This is a genomic window from Pseudoalteromonas sp. c7(2019) (assembly GCF_011378625.1).
Classification (GTDB): Bacteria; Pseudomonadota; Gammaproteobacteria; order Enterobacterales; family Alteromonadaceae; genus Pseudoalteromonas; species Pseudoalteromonas arctica.
In genome coordinates this window covers 46,240-60,667 of record NZ_WTKS01000011.1, presented here as the reverse complement: position 1 = coordinate 60,667, position 14,428 = coordinate 46,240, and the positions used below count along the sequence as shown (strand labels likewise).

The following is a 14,428-nucleotide window of genomic DNA, read 5'->3' as shown; positions in this document are numbered from 1 at the left end:
AATAGTTGGTTAACGTGAGAAATTGTTGCTACATTACTTTTTCTGCTTACTTAAAAGTGAAAAACTAGTTAGTAACCGCTTAACTCATTACTTATAGGATATATCGCGTATTATGGCTGCAAAATTTAACCTTTTAGTTATAAATGGTCCAAATTTAAACATGCTTGGTAAACGTGAACCGGATAAATACGGTTTTCAGACGCTGAGTGAGATTATGGAGGAGCTAACCAGTGCTGCTAATAGTCTAGATGTTGAGTTAACGCATTTTCAAAGTAATAGTGAGCAAGCCCTCATTGAACGAATTCACGATGCTTGGCAAGCGGTTGATTACATAATTATCAACCCAGCTGCATTTACGCATACTAGCGTCGCATTACGTGATGCACTGTTGAGTGTTGATATTCCGTTTTTTGAGGTGCACTTAAGTAATGTGCACGCACGTGAAGCCTTTCGTCATCATTCGTATTTTTCTGATGTGGCACAAGGCGTGATATGTGGATTAGGCGCAATGGGTTATCACGCAGCATTAAACGCCGCTGTGGGCCGGTTGCAAAGCGCAATTTAATTTAAATTAACACACAAACTAACAGGCGGGTCGTGTAATGGATATTCGCAAGATAAAGAAGCTTATCGAATTAGTAGAAGAATCAGGTATTGCTGAGCTAGAAATCACTGAAGGTGAAGAATCAGTACGTATTAACCGCAACAACATGAGCGCTGGCCCAGGTTACCCGCAATTTGCTCCACAGCAATATGCACCAGCGCCAGCAGCACCAGTTGCAGCGGCTCCTGTAGCTGTTGAAGCAGCAGCACCAGCTGAGCCTACGGGTCATCAAGTTAAATCACCAATGGTTGGTTCTTTTTACTCAGCTGCGTCTCCTGAAGCTCCAGCATATGTAGAAGTTGGTCAGCAAGTTAAAGTTGGCGATACACTTTGTATTATCGAAGCTATGAAAATGATGAACCAAATTGAATCAGACAAAGCCGGTACAGTAAGAGCTATCTTAGCTGAAAATGGCGAGCCAATAGAATTTGATCAACCTCTATTCATCATTGAATAATAGCGTAACCTAAAAGGCCAACTCTAATGTTAGATAAAGTAGTCATTGCAAACCGAGGTGAAATTGCACTTCGTATATTGCGCGCCTGCAAAGAGCTTGGGATCAAAACGGTTGCTGTGCATTCAACGGCAGATCGCGATCTTAAGCATGTATTGCTTGCAGATGAAACCATCTGTATTGGTAGACCATCAGCAACTGAAAGTTATTTAGATATTCCGCGCATTATTGCTGCGGCTGAAATAACTGACGCTGTAGCGATTCATCCTGGTTACGGTTTCCTTGCAGAAAATGCTGATTTTGCCGACCAAGTTGAGCAAAGTGGTTTTGTATTTATCGGTCCTCGTGGCGACACTATTCGCCTTATGGGTGATAAAGTGTCTGCTATCGCAGCAATGCGTAAAGCCGGCGTTCCATGTGTTCCAGGCTCTGACGGTCCGGTATCAGATGATAAAGAACGCAACATGCAAATCGCTAAGCGTATCGGTTACCCGGTAATCATCAAAGCCGCTGGTGGCGGTGGTGGTCGTGGTATGCGTGTTGTTCGCAGCGAATCTGAACTTATTGATTCAATTGCATTAACACAGCAAGAAGCTAAGCAATTCTTTGGTAATAGCATGGTTTACATGGAAAAATTCCTTGAAAACCCACGCCATATCGAAGTTCAAGTATTAGCAGACGGCCAAGGTAATGCAGTACATTTAGGTGAACGTGATTGTTCTATGCAACGTCGTCACCAAAAAGTAGTTGAAGAAGCTCCAGCACCAGGAATTACTGCTGAAACGCGTAAATTCATTGGCGAGCGCTGTACACGTGCATGTATCGAAATTGGATACCGCGGTGCAGGTACGTTTGAGTTTTTATACGAAAACGGCGAGTTTTACTTCATCGAAATGAATACACGTATTCAGGTTGAACACCCTGTAACTGAAATGGTTACTGGTATCGATTTAGTGAAAGAGCAGTTAAAAATTGCAGCGGGTCAACCGTTATCATTCACTCAAGACGACGTTGTTATTCGTGGTCATGCTATTGAGTGTCGTATTAATGCTGAAGATCCTGAAACGTTTATCCCGTCACCGGGTAAAATTACACGTTTCCATCCAGCAGGTGGTTTAGGTATTCGTTGGGACAGCCATATTTACGCTGACTACACGGTTCCACCACATTACGATTCAATGATTGGTAAGTTAATTACTTACGGTGAAAACCGTGATGTAGCTATTGCCCGCGCGCGCAATGCACTTAACGAGCTAGTAATTGACGGAATTAAAACTAATACTCCTTTGCATAAGAGAATTCTTGCAGATGAAAACTTCCAAAATGGTGGTACTAACATCCACTATCTTGAGAAGAAATTAGGATTGTAATTCTAGCCTGCAAAAGGCGTTTTATCTCAGTTAATAACCAGAGTTATTAATCTGATTTAAATAATTAAAAATCCGATATCAGGAGACTGATATCGGATTTTTTAATGCCTGTAATTTAAGTTTTATAGGCAATAAAAAAGTCCATCGAATGTACTGCAAAGAGTAAATTCGATGGACTCAATATTTATACAATATGTTGAACTAACATTAAACTAATTTAGATTCAATTAACTGTAGTGCTTCTTCTAAAATTGTTTCTACTGCTTTTTTAGCGCGTTCAGGGTCGCGTGACTTTATGGTCTCTAAAATATCAGCGTGCTTAGCAACGTCTGCGCCCGGTACACCTTTAATGTGGTTTGTATAACGAATACTTACTCTAAGGGCTGTACTAATAAACTCAGTTAACTGCACAAAAAAGCGATTGTTACTGGCAACTAATATGCTGGTATGAAAAGCAATGTCAGCTTCTAGTGGATCGTCTAAGCCTTCGTCTGCTTCAGCCATACGGGCTAAAGCGTTATCAATTTCAGCGAGTTGTTCAGCAGTTGCATTTAGTGCAGCAAGCGCGGCCGCTTGTGGTTCGAGGGCAACGCGTACTTGAGTAAACTCTTTTAATAATGACAGTGATGGCTTGCTGCTTAAAATCCAACGTAGTACGTCGGTATCAAACATGTTCCAGCTGCTTTCAGGTAATACACGAATACCTTGCTTAGGACGAGAAGAAATTAATCCTTTAGCAGAGAGCATTTTTACCGCTTCGCGGGTGGCGCTGCGACTTACATCATATTTTATACATAAATCGGCTTCAGAAGGCAGGCCTTCGCTTACAGGGTAAACACCACGCACAATAGCAAAACCCAAATCGTGGGTTAATTGTTGTGTTAAATTTTGACGGGGTTGGCTTTTCATTGCGCAGGATTCCGAGTTGATATATTGCTTTATTATATATCATATATCATATTAATGTACTCAAGGATATGATATAAACTTTTAATTAGCTAAATATTTTAACACAGCAATAACAGCTTAGTTTGGCTCTTTATAGTGTAAGTATAAGTTTATAAAGAGTTTAAATGAAATTGAAAATGCGCTGTATGGAGAGTTGAATTTGAACACCCTCGCTCAATATCATAGTCTTTCTGGTAAAGTTATTTTTATTACTGGTGGTGCATCAGGCATCGGCAGAGCAATGGTTAAGTCCTTTGTAAACCAAAATGCAAAAGTAGCATTTATAGATATTGATGATAAGGCAGCGCAATCGCTTATTCGTGATTTACCCAATGCAAAACTATGGTATAGGCAAGTTGATGTAACTGACTCTCATGCACTTCAGCAATCACTTGTGGATGCATGCGCCGCTTTTGGTGCTATTAATGTACTAGTTAATAATGTAGCGAACGACCGCCGGCAAGCGAGCGAAGACGTTACCGTGCAAGATTGGGATCAGTGCTTACAAATAAACTTAAACCCTGCATTTTTTGCCTCTCAAGTTGCTATGTCTTTTATGAAAGGCGATGGAGCCGGCAGTATCATTAATTTTAGCTCTATTAACGCGATTATGGGCCAGCCACAAATGGCAGGCTATGTAACCGCAAAAGCAGGGCTAATTGGTATGACTAAGGCATTGGCTCGCGATTACGGCGAGTTTGGTATTCGCGTTAACGCTATTTTGCCAGGGTGGGTGGCCACCGACCGTCAACTAGCAAGCTGGTTTACCGAAGAAGAGCAAGTTAAGTGGATGGAAGCCATGGCGCTTAAAAAATTAGTAACACCTGAAGATGTTGCTAATTTGGCACTCTTTTTAGCCGCCGATGAAAGCAGTATGATCACCGGGCAGAGTATTAAAATCGACGGTGGGAGGCTTTAAAGCTTGGCTAATTCATCTCTTTTTATTGCTGTTGACTGGGGCACGAGCCATTTACGTGCTTATTTGTGCGAAGTACAAGCGCAATCAACACTTAAATTATTAGCACAACGTGATGGCCCTGGCGTTGTTAAGGCGAATCAAAATTTTGAGCAAACCCTAATCGACACCATTGCAGTGTGGAAGCAAGAATATGGCAGTTTACCTATATATATTGCAGGGCAAATTACCTCAAGCATCGGCTGGCACGAAACGCCTTATTTAGAATGCCCAATTAATCCCGAAGGGCTACTTAATGCTGCGGTTAGCTTTGATTGCGATGGGCATACAATTAAAGCGCTACCAGGCACAAAGTGTACGCTGCAAAATAGCTTATTTGATGTAATGCGCGGCGAAGAGCTGCAAATTTTAGGGTTTTTAAAACAAAATCCAGAGTATCAACAAGGTAAAATATTATTATGTTTACCTGGTACACATACTAAATGGGTGCTTATAAACAACGGCGAAATCATTTGCTTTAAAACAGCCATGACCGGCGAGTTATATGATTTGTTATGTCATCAAAGTGTTTTAATTCCTAACGACTGTGCAGAAGGTGAGTTTGACTTTAAAGCATTTGAGCAAGGCTGTGAGCTAACTTTAGGTAGTGATAGCGGTAACTTGGCACATGGTATTTTTAGTGTGCGTACACGCCAGCTTTCAAAGGAGTTAACGCCAGTACAAGCCAAAGCCTATTTGTCGGGTGTATTAATTGGCAGCGATGTACGAGCAGCTCGCCATGCTAGCGAATGGCAATTATTGAGTGATACACAAGTTGTAGTGATTGGCACAAAGCAGCTGAATAAGTGTTTTACTACGGCGCTTAATCAAATAGGTGTGAAGTGTGTTGAGTTTGATATTAAAACAGCGACGCTTAGCGGTTTTAATTATTTATTTAATTTAGAGTCAAAAAATAAACCCCTCTATAAAAATTAAATTATAAAGGGGTTAACAGGAAGCTATTATAACTTAATAGTTAAGCGCTTTTAGCTGCTTGGTTATGCTCAATGTAATCATTGAGCGCAGCAACTTGTGCCTCATTAAAACGTAGTCCTAATTTGCTGCGGCGCCATAAAATATTGTATGCGTTTTCTGCCCACTCTTCATTTAGCAAGTAATCTACTTCTGCTGCAAATAAACCATGGCCAAAATCTTGGCCTAAATCACTCAACCCAGTTGCACTACCTAATATATTTTTAGCACGAGTACCATAAGTGCGTACAAAGCGTTTAAGTGTTATTTCAGGTAGCCATTCATATTTTGCTTTTAGCTCTGATTTAAGTGCTTCTACAGAGCTAAAATCACCACCAGGGAGCGAGCTATGCTTGGTCCACGCTTTGCTCATTTGTGGGTAAAAGTCTTCAAGCTTATTAACCGCAGCTTCGGCAAGTTTGCGATAAGTTGTAATTTTTCCACCAAACACACTCAATAGAGGTGCTTGCTTAGCATCACTCGAAAGCTCTAATTTATAATCGCGAGTAACGGCTTGTGCATTAACTGATTCGTCATCAAGTAATGGGCGTACGCCTGAAAAGGTATGTACTATGTCTTCGCGTTTAATCGGTTGTTTAAAGTAGGTATTAGTAATATCAATTAAGTAATCAATTTCTTCATCACTAATTTTAACGTCTTGTGCTTCACCTGTGTGTTCTACATCGGTTGTGCCAATAAGTGAGAAGTCATCTTCAAACGGAATAACAAACACAATACGCTGATCTTTATTTTGTAAAATATAAGCTTGTTTCTCATCGTGAATGCGAGGCACTACAATGTGGCTACCTTTTACAAGGCGAATATTTTGTGGTGATTTTTCTGTTAGGGCTTCATCAAATAATTTAGCTACCCAAGGACCCGCAGCATTAACAATGCCTTTGGCAGAAATGGTGTATTTAGCTTTGCTCTTTTGCTGCTCAAGCGTTACCTGCCATTTACCTTGCTCACGTTTAGCATTTACACACTTAGTTTGTGTGGTAATAACGGCGCCTTTTTCCTGCGCTGCAAGGGCGTTTAAAACGACTAAGCGAGAATCGTCAACCCAGCCATCAGAGTATTCAAACCCTTTGGTAATAGAGGGTTCTAAAACACTATTTTCGCCAAATTTAATGCTTCGAGAACCCGCTAGTGTTTCGCGTTTCGCTAGGTTGTCATACATAAACAAACCAATGCGAATCATCCACGCAGGGCGTAAATGCTTTTGATGCGGCAATCTAAAGGTTAGCGGCCACATAATATGAGGTGCGTTTTTAAGTAGCACTTCTCGCTCTGCTAGGGCTTCTTTTACTAATCTAAATTCGTAATGCTCAAGGTAGCGCAGACCACCGTGGATCAGCTTAGAACTGTTTGAAGATGTTGCACAGGCAAGGTCTGATTGTTCGCACAAGAGTACTTTTAATCCTCTGCCTGCTGCATCAGCTGCTATTCCAGTGCCGTTTACACCGCCACCGATGACTAGTAAGTCATATTCGTTATCTGCTAATTCCACCGAGCTAACCTTTTTATTTGTAATATAAATAAGATATAAGCATCATAAAGCTGCTGTTTTCATTTGACAATAGAAAACCCAGATTTTTATTCGTTAATTTTGACGCCAATCCATTTTCAATTTAAAGCAGTAAAGCATGCTTTTTAAATCTAGCATTTAGCTAAGTTAAAAAAGCAAAGTGGTTAAAGTATTGGCCTTAACCACGTAGTATTTACTATGGGCAGTTTTTATTCGTTAAGCATACTTGAGCTACGCAGTGCTGCCATTTTGCGTATAGGTCGTTACGCTCGTCGGCACTCATGGTTGGCTCAAAACGACGGTCGCATGTCCACATTTTAGATAACTGCTCAGTCGACTCATACACACCTGTTTGTAAGCCTGCTAAATATGCTACGCCTAAAGAAGTGGTTTCGGTCACAGTTGGGCGCTCAACTGTTGCGCCTAAAATGTTTGATAAAAAGGTCATAACCCAATTATTTTTTACCATACCGCCATCTACACGAAGCACACTTGGGCGAAGACCATCACGCTCCATCGCTTTTTGTAAATCTTTGGTCTGGTAACCAACTGATTGCAGCGCTGCGGCAACTATGGTGCTAATACCCGAATCGCGTGTTAGCCCTAAAATAGCGCCACGTGCATTAGGGTCCCAATAAGGAGCACCTAAACCCGTAAACGAAGGCACTAAAAATACACCATGATCGAGGGGGACATCTTTAACCATCGACTCACTTTCGCCAGCATGGCTAAGTAGCTTTAAGCCTTCAACAATCCACTGCATCGTTGCGCCAGCCATAAATATACTGCCTTCAATGGCGTAAGTTGGCTTGCCGTTTAATCTATAAGCAACAGTGGTCAGTAAGCGGTTTTCTGAGGTCAGTGCTTTTTCGCCAGTGTTAAGCATTAAAAAACAGCCAGTACCGTAAGTACTTTTAGCCATGCCTTGTTCAAAACATGCGTGGCCAACAAGCGCAGCTTGTTGATCGCCTGCAATACCACATACGCGAATTGGCGCGCCAAAAATATCAGCGCTGGTTGAACCAAACTCGTCAGCTGAATCCATTACTTCTGGCAGCATAGATTCTGGAATATCGAATAACTCTAGAAGCTCTTGATCCCACTGCTGGGTGTGAATATTAAATAACATGGTGCGCGATGCATTGGTTGCATCGGTGCGGTGCTCTTTGCCGCCTGTTAGCTGCCAAAGTAGGTAAGTGTCAACCGTACCGAAGGCGAGCTCACCTGCAAGGGCTTGTTCGCGTGCGCCTTCAACGTTATCTAAAATCCAACGAATTTTAGTGGCCGAAAAATAAGGGTCGAGCAATAAGCCTGTTTTATCGCTTATCGTTTGGCAAAGCTCATCAGTTGTTAGGCTTTCGCAATAGTCACTGGTGCGACGGTCTTGCCATACAATAGCGTTATAAATTGTTTTGCCTGTTTTTTTGTTCCACACCAAAGTGGTTTCGCGTTGGTTGGTGATGCCAATGGCAATAATTTCTTCAGGCTTTACATCGTTTTTAGTTAACACTTCGCGACTAGTGCTAAGCACTGTTTGCCAAATATCGTTAGGGTCGTGTTCTACCCAACCATTTTGTGGAAAATGCTGCGAAAATTCTTGTTGTGCTGTACCAAAAACGTCTGCATCTTTTGTAAACAAGATGGCCCGAGAGCTTGTGGTTCCTTGATCAATTGAGAGTATGTATTTGGACATGATATTTGTGTTATTTATCTTATCTTATATATGACTAGATTGCCTTTAACCGAAGTTAATGGCAATGGTTTTTTCTTAAAATAGCAGATTAAAAAATAAACACGCTAATATTTTCTGGTAACTCCTTTATATAAAAGGCGTTTTATTTTTGCATTATTTTAAGGGCGTATGCGGCTATTGATTAAAACAGCCGCTTAAAGTTTATTATTACTTGGTGTGAGGTTTAGCTTGTTGCCAATCCATACCGGTAGAAAAGCGATTATCAAACCCGCGCCACTGTGGCAGCGGCTTACCATCAACAACAGCTTGGTCGCCGTTTTGTGGTAAATCTAAGTATTTACACTCGCTGGCTATGCCTTTTACGTGGCAATCCATCATGGCAAGTACAAAGTGTTTGTTGATTTCGTTTAGTGTACGCATAGACCACGAAGGCTCGTAGTAATGGCCTATATCTAGCTCACTGCTGCTTTGTGCAATAGCAGGGGCTGGGTGTGGTGCAATATTGTGGCGTGCATTTTTGTAAGTAAGCATGTACTTATCTTTGCTGCCTGTTTGTTCATAAAGACTTTTAATGCCTTCGTAGCCTGAAATGTCATCTAGGTTACCGGCTACATAAAGCGAAGGTACTTTAATATTTTCCATTGCTTTGGCATCAAATATAGCGTGCTGTCCGCCCCATGGTGCAAAGGCCACCATCGCTTTTATACGCGGGTCTACTTTTGGGTTTTGGTATTGCCCACCAGCGCAGCTGTTTAGCAATTGCTGTACTTGTTTAATTTGAGCTGGGTCTTTCATACCCGTAAACATAGCTGTAGTTTGCTCATTAAAAGCGTAACAACCACCTATTGTATTTACAGCGCCATAGCCACCCATTGAGTAACCAATTACGCCTGCGCTTTTGTTGTCTACTTGCTTGCTTGCAAAGTTGTTTTGCTCATTAAAGTAATTAATAACAAACTGCTGATCGCGTGAGCGATTTATAAGCGTGCTAAAAAAGCCAGAGAACGGCGCATTTTTAAAATCAACATCGGCGTTGGTTGAGTCAGTATGATCAATAGCTACCACAATGTAACCGTTCGACGCTAAATGCTCGCCAAGGTAGTACATAATTGTACGGTAACCGGTATAACCGTGCGAAAGCACTATCACAGGGTAGTGCTCTTTATTATTAATGGCGACATCACGCATTGCATCGGCTTGCAGAGTAAACTCTTTACCTGAGCGAGTTTGATCGGTGTAGCTGGTAAGTGGCGCTTTTGCTGTATTTGCAGCCGGATACCACACCTCTACTTTTAAAGGACGATCTTTTTGACCTTGGGTAGCGGGGTCAAATTGCGCAGGGTTAACTAAATCAAGTGTTTTCACACCTACATTGTAGCCACCTTTAGCTGCAAGTTCTGGGAGTACTTCGCTAGTGATTGGCGGATATAGCTGCTCTGGTTTATTAGATTCAGCAACAGCTACACTGACAGATAAACTGCACGTAGCAAGTAATATGGCTTTTGAAAGCGCCTTGAGTGTGTGTGTCATTGTGTGTCCTTGTTGTGTATTTTTATTTTTTAATTAGTCAGTTCAGCCGACTCGACGGCATTGCTATATTGCAGTTGCCATTGTGCTCGCAAGGTATCCATTATATTCATAACTCGTAAGCTAGTACTTAGTGGCAACACGCTGCTTTGGGTTTGTTTTTGTAATATACACTGCGTGACATGTGCAATTTCAAACTTAAAGTTTTCATCGTCGCTAAAGTTGTATTCAAAGTATTTAGGGTCTTGGCCACTTATATGTAGCTTTAGTGTTTTTGCACCTACAAACTGAGGTATTCGAATATAGCCAAGCTCACCATTAATACATGCTTCTGTTGGGCCATTTTGCTGCAGTGCGCTGGCAAGAGATGCAAATTGCCCGTTACCGTAATCAACTATAGCAGTGCTTCGCTCATCAACGCCGGTTGTGCTTTTATGTACAAAGGATTTGATATGTTCAGGGGCTTTATTAAATACCACATCAGCAATCGAAATAGGGTAAATACCTAAATCGAGCAGGGCGCCACCCGCTGTTACAGGATTCATTAATCGGTGAGTGTCGGCAAAGCTGCCAGGTAAACTAAAGTTGGCATTAACACTGTGCACATTACCAATAACACCTTCACTTAGGAGCTGTTGTAATTTTACTATAGCTGGTAAAAACCGCATCCAAACACCTTCCATTAAAAAGCAGTTTTGTTGCTTGGCAAGCTTAGTGAGGCTTTGTAACTGCTCAGCATTAACGGTAATTGGTTTTTCGCTTAGCACGTGCTTATTGTGTGTTAAGCATTGAGCGATAGTTTTAAAGTGTTGATCGTGCGTATTGGCAATATATACGGCATCTATATTTGGGCACTGCATAAGAGCTTGATAGCTCTCATAGCCTTGAATATTGTACGGTGTGGCAAATCTTTTAGCGCGCTGCATACTCGTTGATGCAGCGCCAATGAGCTGTGCATCACTGCAATGCGCAATGCTTTTAGCAAAGGTGTGAGCTATATTGCCACACCCAATAATTCCCCAATTAACCTTTGCCATGCTTATTCCTTAAGTTTATTTAAAAAGACGTAATTTGTAATCCTGAACCCGCTGAACATACGTAAATATCAGCATTTAGGCTAAAACGCTCAAAGTAATGCTTTTCTACCGCAGCTTTAATTAGTGGTACTTCCGCATCGCGACACAAACATACAATTGCGCCACCAAAACCACCCCCTGTCATACGTACTGCGCCGCGATCGCCCATCGCTTCTTTACAAATTTCTACTAGGCCATCGGTTGCAGGTACGGTTACTTCAAAATCGTGTTTAAGTGATTGGTGCGATGCTGCCATTAGCGTACGAAGTGCATCCATATCATTATTTTGTAGTGCAGTTGTTGCTGCAATTACACGGTCGTTTTCGCTAATTACGTGGTGTGCACGTTTATATTCGTTTTCGCTTAATGTTGCTTTTACTGCTTGCAGGCCAGCCATGGTGGCTTGGCGAAGTGTTTCTACACCCATTTTTACAGCAGCTTGTTCGCAGTCAATGCGGCGCTGGTTGTACTCGCTATCAACCAACTTACGCGGGTAGTTAGAGTTAACAATAACAATATTTAAATCATCAGGAACTTTAACTGATTTGGTTGCTAAGTTTTCACAGTCGATTAATAGTGCATGACCGTTCTCGCCTTTAGCTGAAATAAGCTGATCCATAATGCCGCATTGGCAATGCATAAAGTCATTTTCGGCTTCTTGGCCAAATAGCGCAATTTGCTCTGGCGGTAAACCAAGCTGTGCAATATGGTTAAACATACCGCCAACTGCAACTTCTAGTGCTGCCGATGATGACAAGCCACTACCTTGCGGTAAGTTACTGTCAATTAGTAGATCGGCGCCACGCAGTGTGTAGCCCGCTCTTTTAAGAGCATAAGTCACAGCACGAATGTAGTTACCCCATTGCGACTGGCCTTCAGTGATTTCTTCATCAACACTAAAGCTGTCTTTTTCGCCTGGGTAATTTAAAGAATGCACAGTAATAATATTGTCGTCGCGCTCTTTAAACATTACTTGGGTACGAAACTCTAACGAACACGGTAAAACAAAACCGTCGTTGTAGTCGGTAAATTCGCCAATGAGGTTTACACGCCCCGGTGCTGCAGCAATACCTTGAGCAGGCGCGCCATACAGTGACAAAAATTGTTGTTGGAATTCGTTAAGCTTCATCTGTGTGTCCTGCTGTATCTTTATAGTGTGTTGTACTGGCTGCTTTTAAAATAGAAGCAGCGGTTTCTGCGCTTAAATCGCGTTGGCTTTCGCCTAGCATTTCGTAGCCTACCATGTGTTTTTTAACAGTAGCAGAGCGAAGTAGCGGCGGATAAAAGTGTGCATGCAAACGCCAATGTTGCTCATCAGAGCTTCTATTAGCAGGTGCATTGTGCCATCCCATTGAGTATGGGAAGCTGCAATTAAATACGTTGTCGTACTTAGTGGTTAATACTTTAAGTGCCTGAGCCAAAGAGTCGGTTTGCGCATCGTTTAGCTGGCTAAAGTTTTGAATGTTATCTTTAGTTACTAGCATTGTTTCAAACGGCCACGCTGCCCAAAATGGCACAACAACAAGCCAATGTTCGTTTTCAAATACAACACGTGTTTGATCTGCTTGCTCTTTTTGCGCGTAATCGGCAAGCATGGCTGTGCCATGCTTTTTATAATAGGCAAGCTGCTGGTTATCTTCGGCTTCTATTTCGGTTGATAAATGCGAGTGAGCCCATACTTGGCCGTGAGGATGAGGTTGCGAACAACCCATGATCTCGCCTTTATTTTCAAAAACTTGTACACATTCGTACTGCTGTGCAAGCTCTGTATAATTTTGTTTCCAGGTTTTTACTACTTCGTGCAATGCGTTTTGGCTAAGCTCTGGTAGTGTTTTATTATGCTCTGGAGAAAAACAAATTACGCGGCATTCGCCACTGGCTTCGTCGGCAATAAATAAATCGCTGTCTGACTCTAAGCTTTGTAATTGCTCGCTGGCATTAGGCGTTAATGCGCCAAAGTCATTTCTAAATACGTGTGTGTATTTGTAATCAGGGTTACTGTCGCCATTTGCACGGGTATTACTTGGGCAAAGTGGGCAGCTGTCATCGTGTTTTGGTAATACGTTTTCGTTAACGGCTTCTGTTGCGCCTAACCATGGGCGGTTATTACGATGTGGTGACACTAATACCCAACGACCCGTTAGCGGATTTTTACGTCTGTGAGTACTTTCTAATAAAGCCATGTTAACTCTCCAACCCACTTGGGTAATTAGTTTGCCAGCGCCATGTGTCGTTTGTCATGTCGCTAAGTGTTAGTTCTGCGTGCCAGTTAAGTGTGTTTTGCGCTTTTGTGGCATCGGCGTAGTTACAGGCAATATCACCTGCTCGGCGCGGCGCAATCTTATACGGAATATCTTTATTGGCTGATGCGCTAAATGCGTTGATCATATCAAGCACAGAATAACCTTGCCCTGTGCCTAAGTTGTAAGCATGAAAGGCGGTATCTGTTTTATGCTGCATAAATGCCGCAACATGACCTTTAGCTAAATCTAAAACATGAATATAGTCGCGCACGCCTGTGCCATCTTCGGTGTCGTAGTCGTCACCAAAAATATTGACCACGTCACGTTTACCTACTGCAGTTTGAGCAATAAAAGGCATTAAGTTATTAGGAATACCATTAGGGCTTTCACCTAATAAACCACTTGGGTGTGCACCTACTGGGTTAAAGTAACGAAGCGCAATACCCATAAATTGACTGTTGGCATTACATACGTCTTGCATGGCTTGTTCAACCATGACTTTAGTCCAACCATAAGGATTAGTTGCGCGTATAGGATGCTTTTCGTCAATAGGGAGGTAGTCTGGCTCACCGTATACTGTAGCCGATGAGCTAAATATAATATGGTTAACGCCTGCCTCTTGCATGTTTTGTAGCATGCTTAATGTGCCCGACACATTATTTTGATAATAACGCAGTGGTTGCTCAGTTGATTCGCCAACGGCTTTTAAAGCCGCAAAGTGAAAAACAGCTTCGGCTTTAGTATGTTTTAGGGCGAGTTTAAATTGTTGCTCGTCTTGAATGTCACCCAATATAAACTCAAACCGAGTGCCAGTAATCTTTTCGAGTTGGTCAAGTACCCGCGAACTAGCATTAGACAAGTTATCATAAATAACAGGTGTAATACCTGCTTCATGCAATGCAATACATGTGTGGCTACCTATGTAACCCATGCCGCCAGTGACTAAAACTTTCATGTTTATTCTCGAAAAGTGTATTTATATGATAAATACTACTATTAAGGTGGTTTAAAAACAATAGTTATGATTGTTGGATAATTCAAATAAAAGCATAAAAAAC

13 protein-coding genes are annotated in these 14,428 nt (G+C 41.8%); 5 read left to right on the top strand and 8 right to left on the bottom strand.

What is annotated here, in order from left to right; genetic code table 11:
* Positions 1-112 precede the first annotated feature (112 nt).
* From aroQ to accC, 3 genes are read left to right on the top strand one after another with little or no spacing between them, the layout of a single operon-like run.
* Positions 113-565, top strand: a complete 453-nt coding sequence (gene aroQ / locus GQR38_RS13315) for a type II 3-dehydroquinate dehydratase (protein ID WP_165722205.1) — start codon at positions 113-115, stop codon at positions 563-565.
* Positions 566-602: 37 nt separating this feature from the next.
* Positions 603-1,061, top strand: a complete 459-nt coding sequence (gene accB, locus GQR38_RS13310; RefSeq protein WP_007580042.1) for an acetyl-CoA carboxylase biotin carboxyl carrier protein — start codon at positions 603-605, stop codon at positions 1,059-1,061.
* A gap of 26 nt (positions 1,062-1,087) precedes the next feature.
* The gene (accC, locus tag GQR38_RS13305) at positions 1,088-2,428 is read left to right on the top strand and encodes an acetyl-CoA carboxylase biotin carboxylase subunit (protein WP_007580045.1); all 1,341 of its coding nucleotides are present in this window, start codon (positions 1,088-1,090) and stop codon (positions 2,426-2,428) included.
* A 207-nt stretch (positions 2,429-2,635) separates the two neighbouring features.
* Here the strand turns inward: accC and GQR38_RS13300 are convergent, their stop codons facing one another.
* Positions 2,636-3,337: a FadR/GntR family transcriptional regulator gene (locus GQR38_RS13300; protein WP_007580047.1), complete on the bottom strand. Its 702-nt coding sequence runs from the start codon at positions 3,335-3,337 to the stop codon at positions 2,636-2,638.
* Positions 3,338-3,536: 199 nt separating this feature from the next.
* Between GQR38_RS13300 and GQR38_RS13295 the strand changes: the two genes are divergently transcribed.
* Together GQR38_RS13295 and GQR38_RS13290 are read left to right on the top strand one after the other, a co-directional pair.
* A complete protein-coding gene (locus GQR38_RS13295) occupies positions 3,537-4,295 on the top strand; it encodes an SDR family NAD(P)-dependent oxidoreductase (RefSeq protein ID WP_002958845.1) in 759 nt (252 codons plus the stop codon).
* Positions 4,296-4,298: 3 nt separating this feature from the next.
* Positions 4,299-5,267: a 2-dehydro-3-deoxygalactonokinase gene (locus GQR38_RS13290; RefSeq protein ID WP_165722204.1), complete on the top strand. Its 969-nt coding sequence runs from the start codon at positions 4,299-4,301 to the stop codon at positions 5,265-5,267.
* A 40-nt stretch (positions 5,268-5,307) separates the two neighbouring features.
* Here GQR38_RS13290 and glpD read toward each other — a convergent pair whose 3' ends face one another.
* The 7 genes from glpD to galE form a co-directional block, all read right to left on the bottom strand.
* Entirely contained in the window at positions 5,308-6,813 is a 1,506-nt protein-coding gene (gene glpD / locus GQR38_RS13285) for a glycerol-3-phosphate dehydrogenase (protein ID WP_165722202.1), read from the bottom strand.
* Positions 6,814-7,027: 214 nt separating this feature from the next.
* Complete coding sequence (glpK, locus tag GQR38_RS13280) at positions 7,028-8,524, bottom strand: glycerol kinase GlpK (protein WP_033010428.1); 1,497 nt, start codon at positions 8,522-8,524, stop codon at positions 7,028-7,030.
* 207 nt (positions 8,525-8,731) lie between these two features.
* A complete protein-coding gene (locus GQR38_RS13275; protein WP_165722200.1) occupies positions 8,732-10,054 on the bottom strand; it encodes a dienelactone hydrolase family protein in 1,323 nt (440 codons plus the stop codon).
* Between the two features lie 29 nt (positions 10,055-10,083).
* On the bottom strand, positions 10,084-11,088 hold the full coding sequence (locus GQR38_RS13270; protein WP_165722198.1) for a Gfo/Idh/MocA family oxidoreductase: 1,005 nt from the start codon (positions 11,086-11,088) through the stop codon (positions 10,084-10,086).
* Positions 11,089-11,107: 19 nt separating this feature from the next.
* Positions 11,108-12,256, bottom strand: coding sequence for a galactokinase (gene galK / locus GQR38_RS13265; protein ID WP_165722196.1), 1,149 nt, complete (start codon positions 12,254-12,256; stop codon positions 11,108-11,110).
* On the bottom strand, positions 12,246-13,310 hold the full coding sequence (locus GQR38_RS13260) for a UDP-glucose--hexose-1-phosphate uridylyltransferase (protein ID WP_010555021.1): 1,065 nt from the start codon (positions 13,308-13,310) through the stop codon (positions 12,246-12,248). Before GQR38_RS13260 ends, galK begins: the two co-directional genes overlap by 11 nt.
* Before the next feature lies 1 nt (position 13,311).
* A complete protein-coding gene (gene galE / locus GQR38_RS13255; protein ID WP_024589574.1) occupies positions 13,312-14,325 on the bottom strand; it encodes a UDP-glucose 4-epimerase GalE in 1,014 nt (337 codons plus the stop codon).
* Positions 14,326-14,428 lie beyond the last annotated feature (103 nt).

Excerpts from the sequence above, each read along its gene's own strand:
- aroQ (WP_165722205.1), top strand. The coding sequence starts at position 113 with ATGGCTGCAAAATTTAACCTTTTAGTTATAAATGGTCCAAATTTAAAC.
- accB (WP_007580042.1), top strand. The coding sequence starts at position 603 with ATGGATATTCGCAAGATAAAGAAGCTTATCGAATTAGTAGAAGAATCA.
- accC (WP_007580045.1), top strand. The coding sequence starts at position 1,088 with ATGTTAGATAAAGTAGTCATTGCAAACCGAGGTGAAATTGCACTTCGT.
- GQR38_RS13300 (WP_007580047.1), bottom strand. The coding sequence starts at position 3,337 with ATGAAAAGCCAACCCCGTCAAAATTTAACACAACAATTAACCCACGAT.
- glpK (WP_033010428.1), bottom strand. The coding sequence starts at position 8,524 with ATGTCCAAATACATACTCTCAATTGATCAAGGAACCACAAGCTCTCGG.
- GQR38_RS13275 (WP_165722200.1), bottom strand. The coding sequence starts at position 10,054 with ATGACACACACACTCAAGGCGCTTTCAAAAGCCATATTACTTGCTACG.
- GQR38_RS13270 (WP_165722198.1), bottom strand. The coding sequence starts at position 11,088 with ATGGCAAAGGTTAATTGGGGAATTATTGGGTGTGGCAATATAGCTCAC.
- galK (WP_165722196.1), bottom strand. The coding sequence starts at position 12,256 with ATGAAGCTTAACGAATTCCAACAACAATTTTTGTCACTGTATGGCGCG.
- GQR38_RS13260 (WP_010555021.1), bottom strand. The coding sequence starts at position 13,310 with ATGGCTTTATTAGAAAGTACTCACAGACGTAAAAATCCGCTAACGGGT.
- galE (WP_024589574.1), bottom strand. The coding sequence starts at position 14,325 with ATGAAAGTTTTAGTCACTGGCGGCATGGGTTACATAGGTAGCCACACA.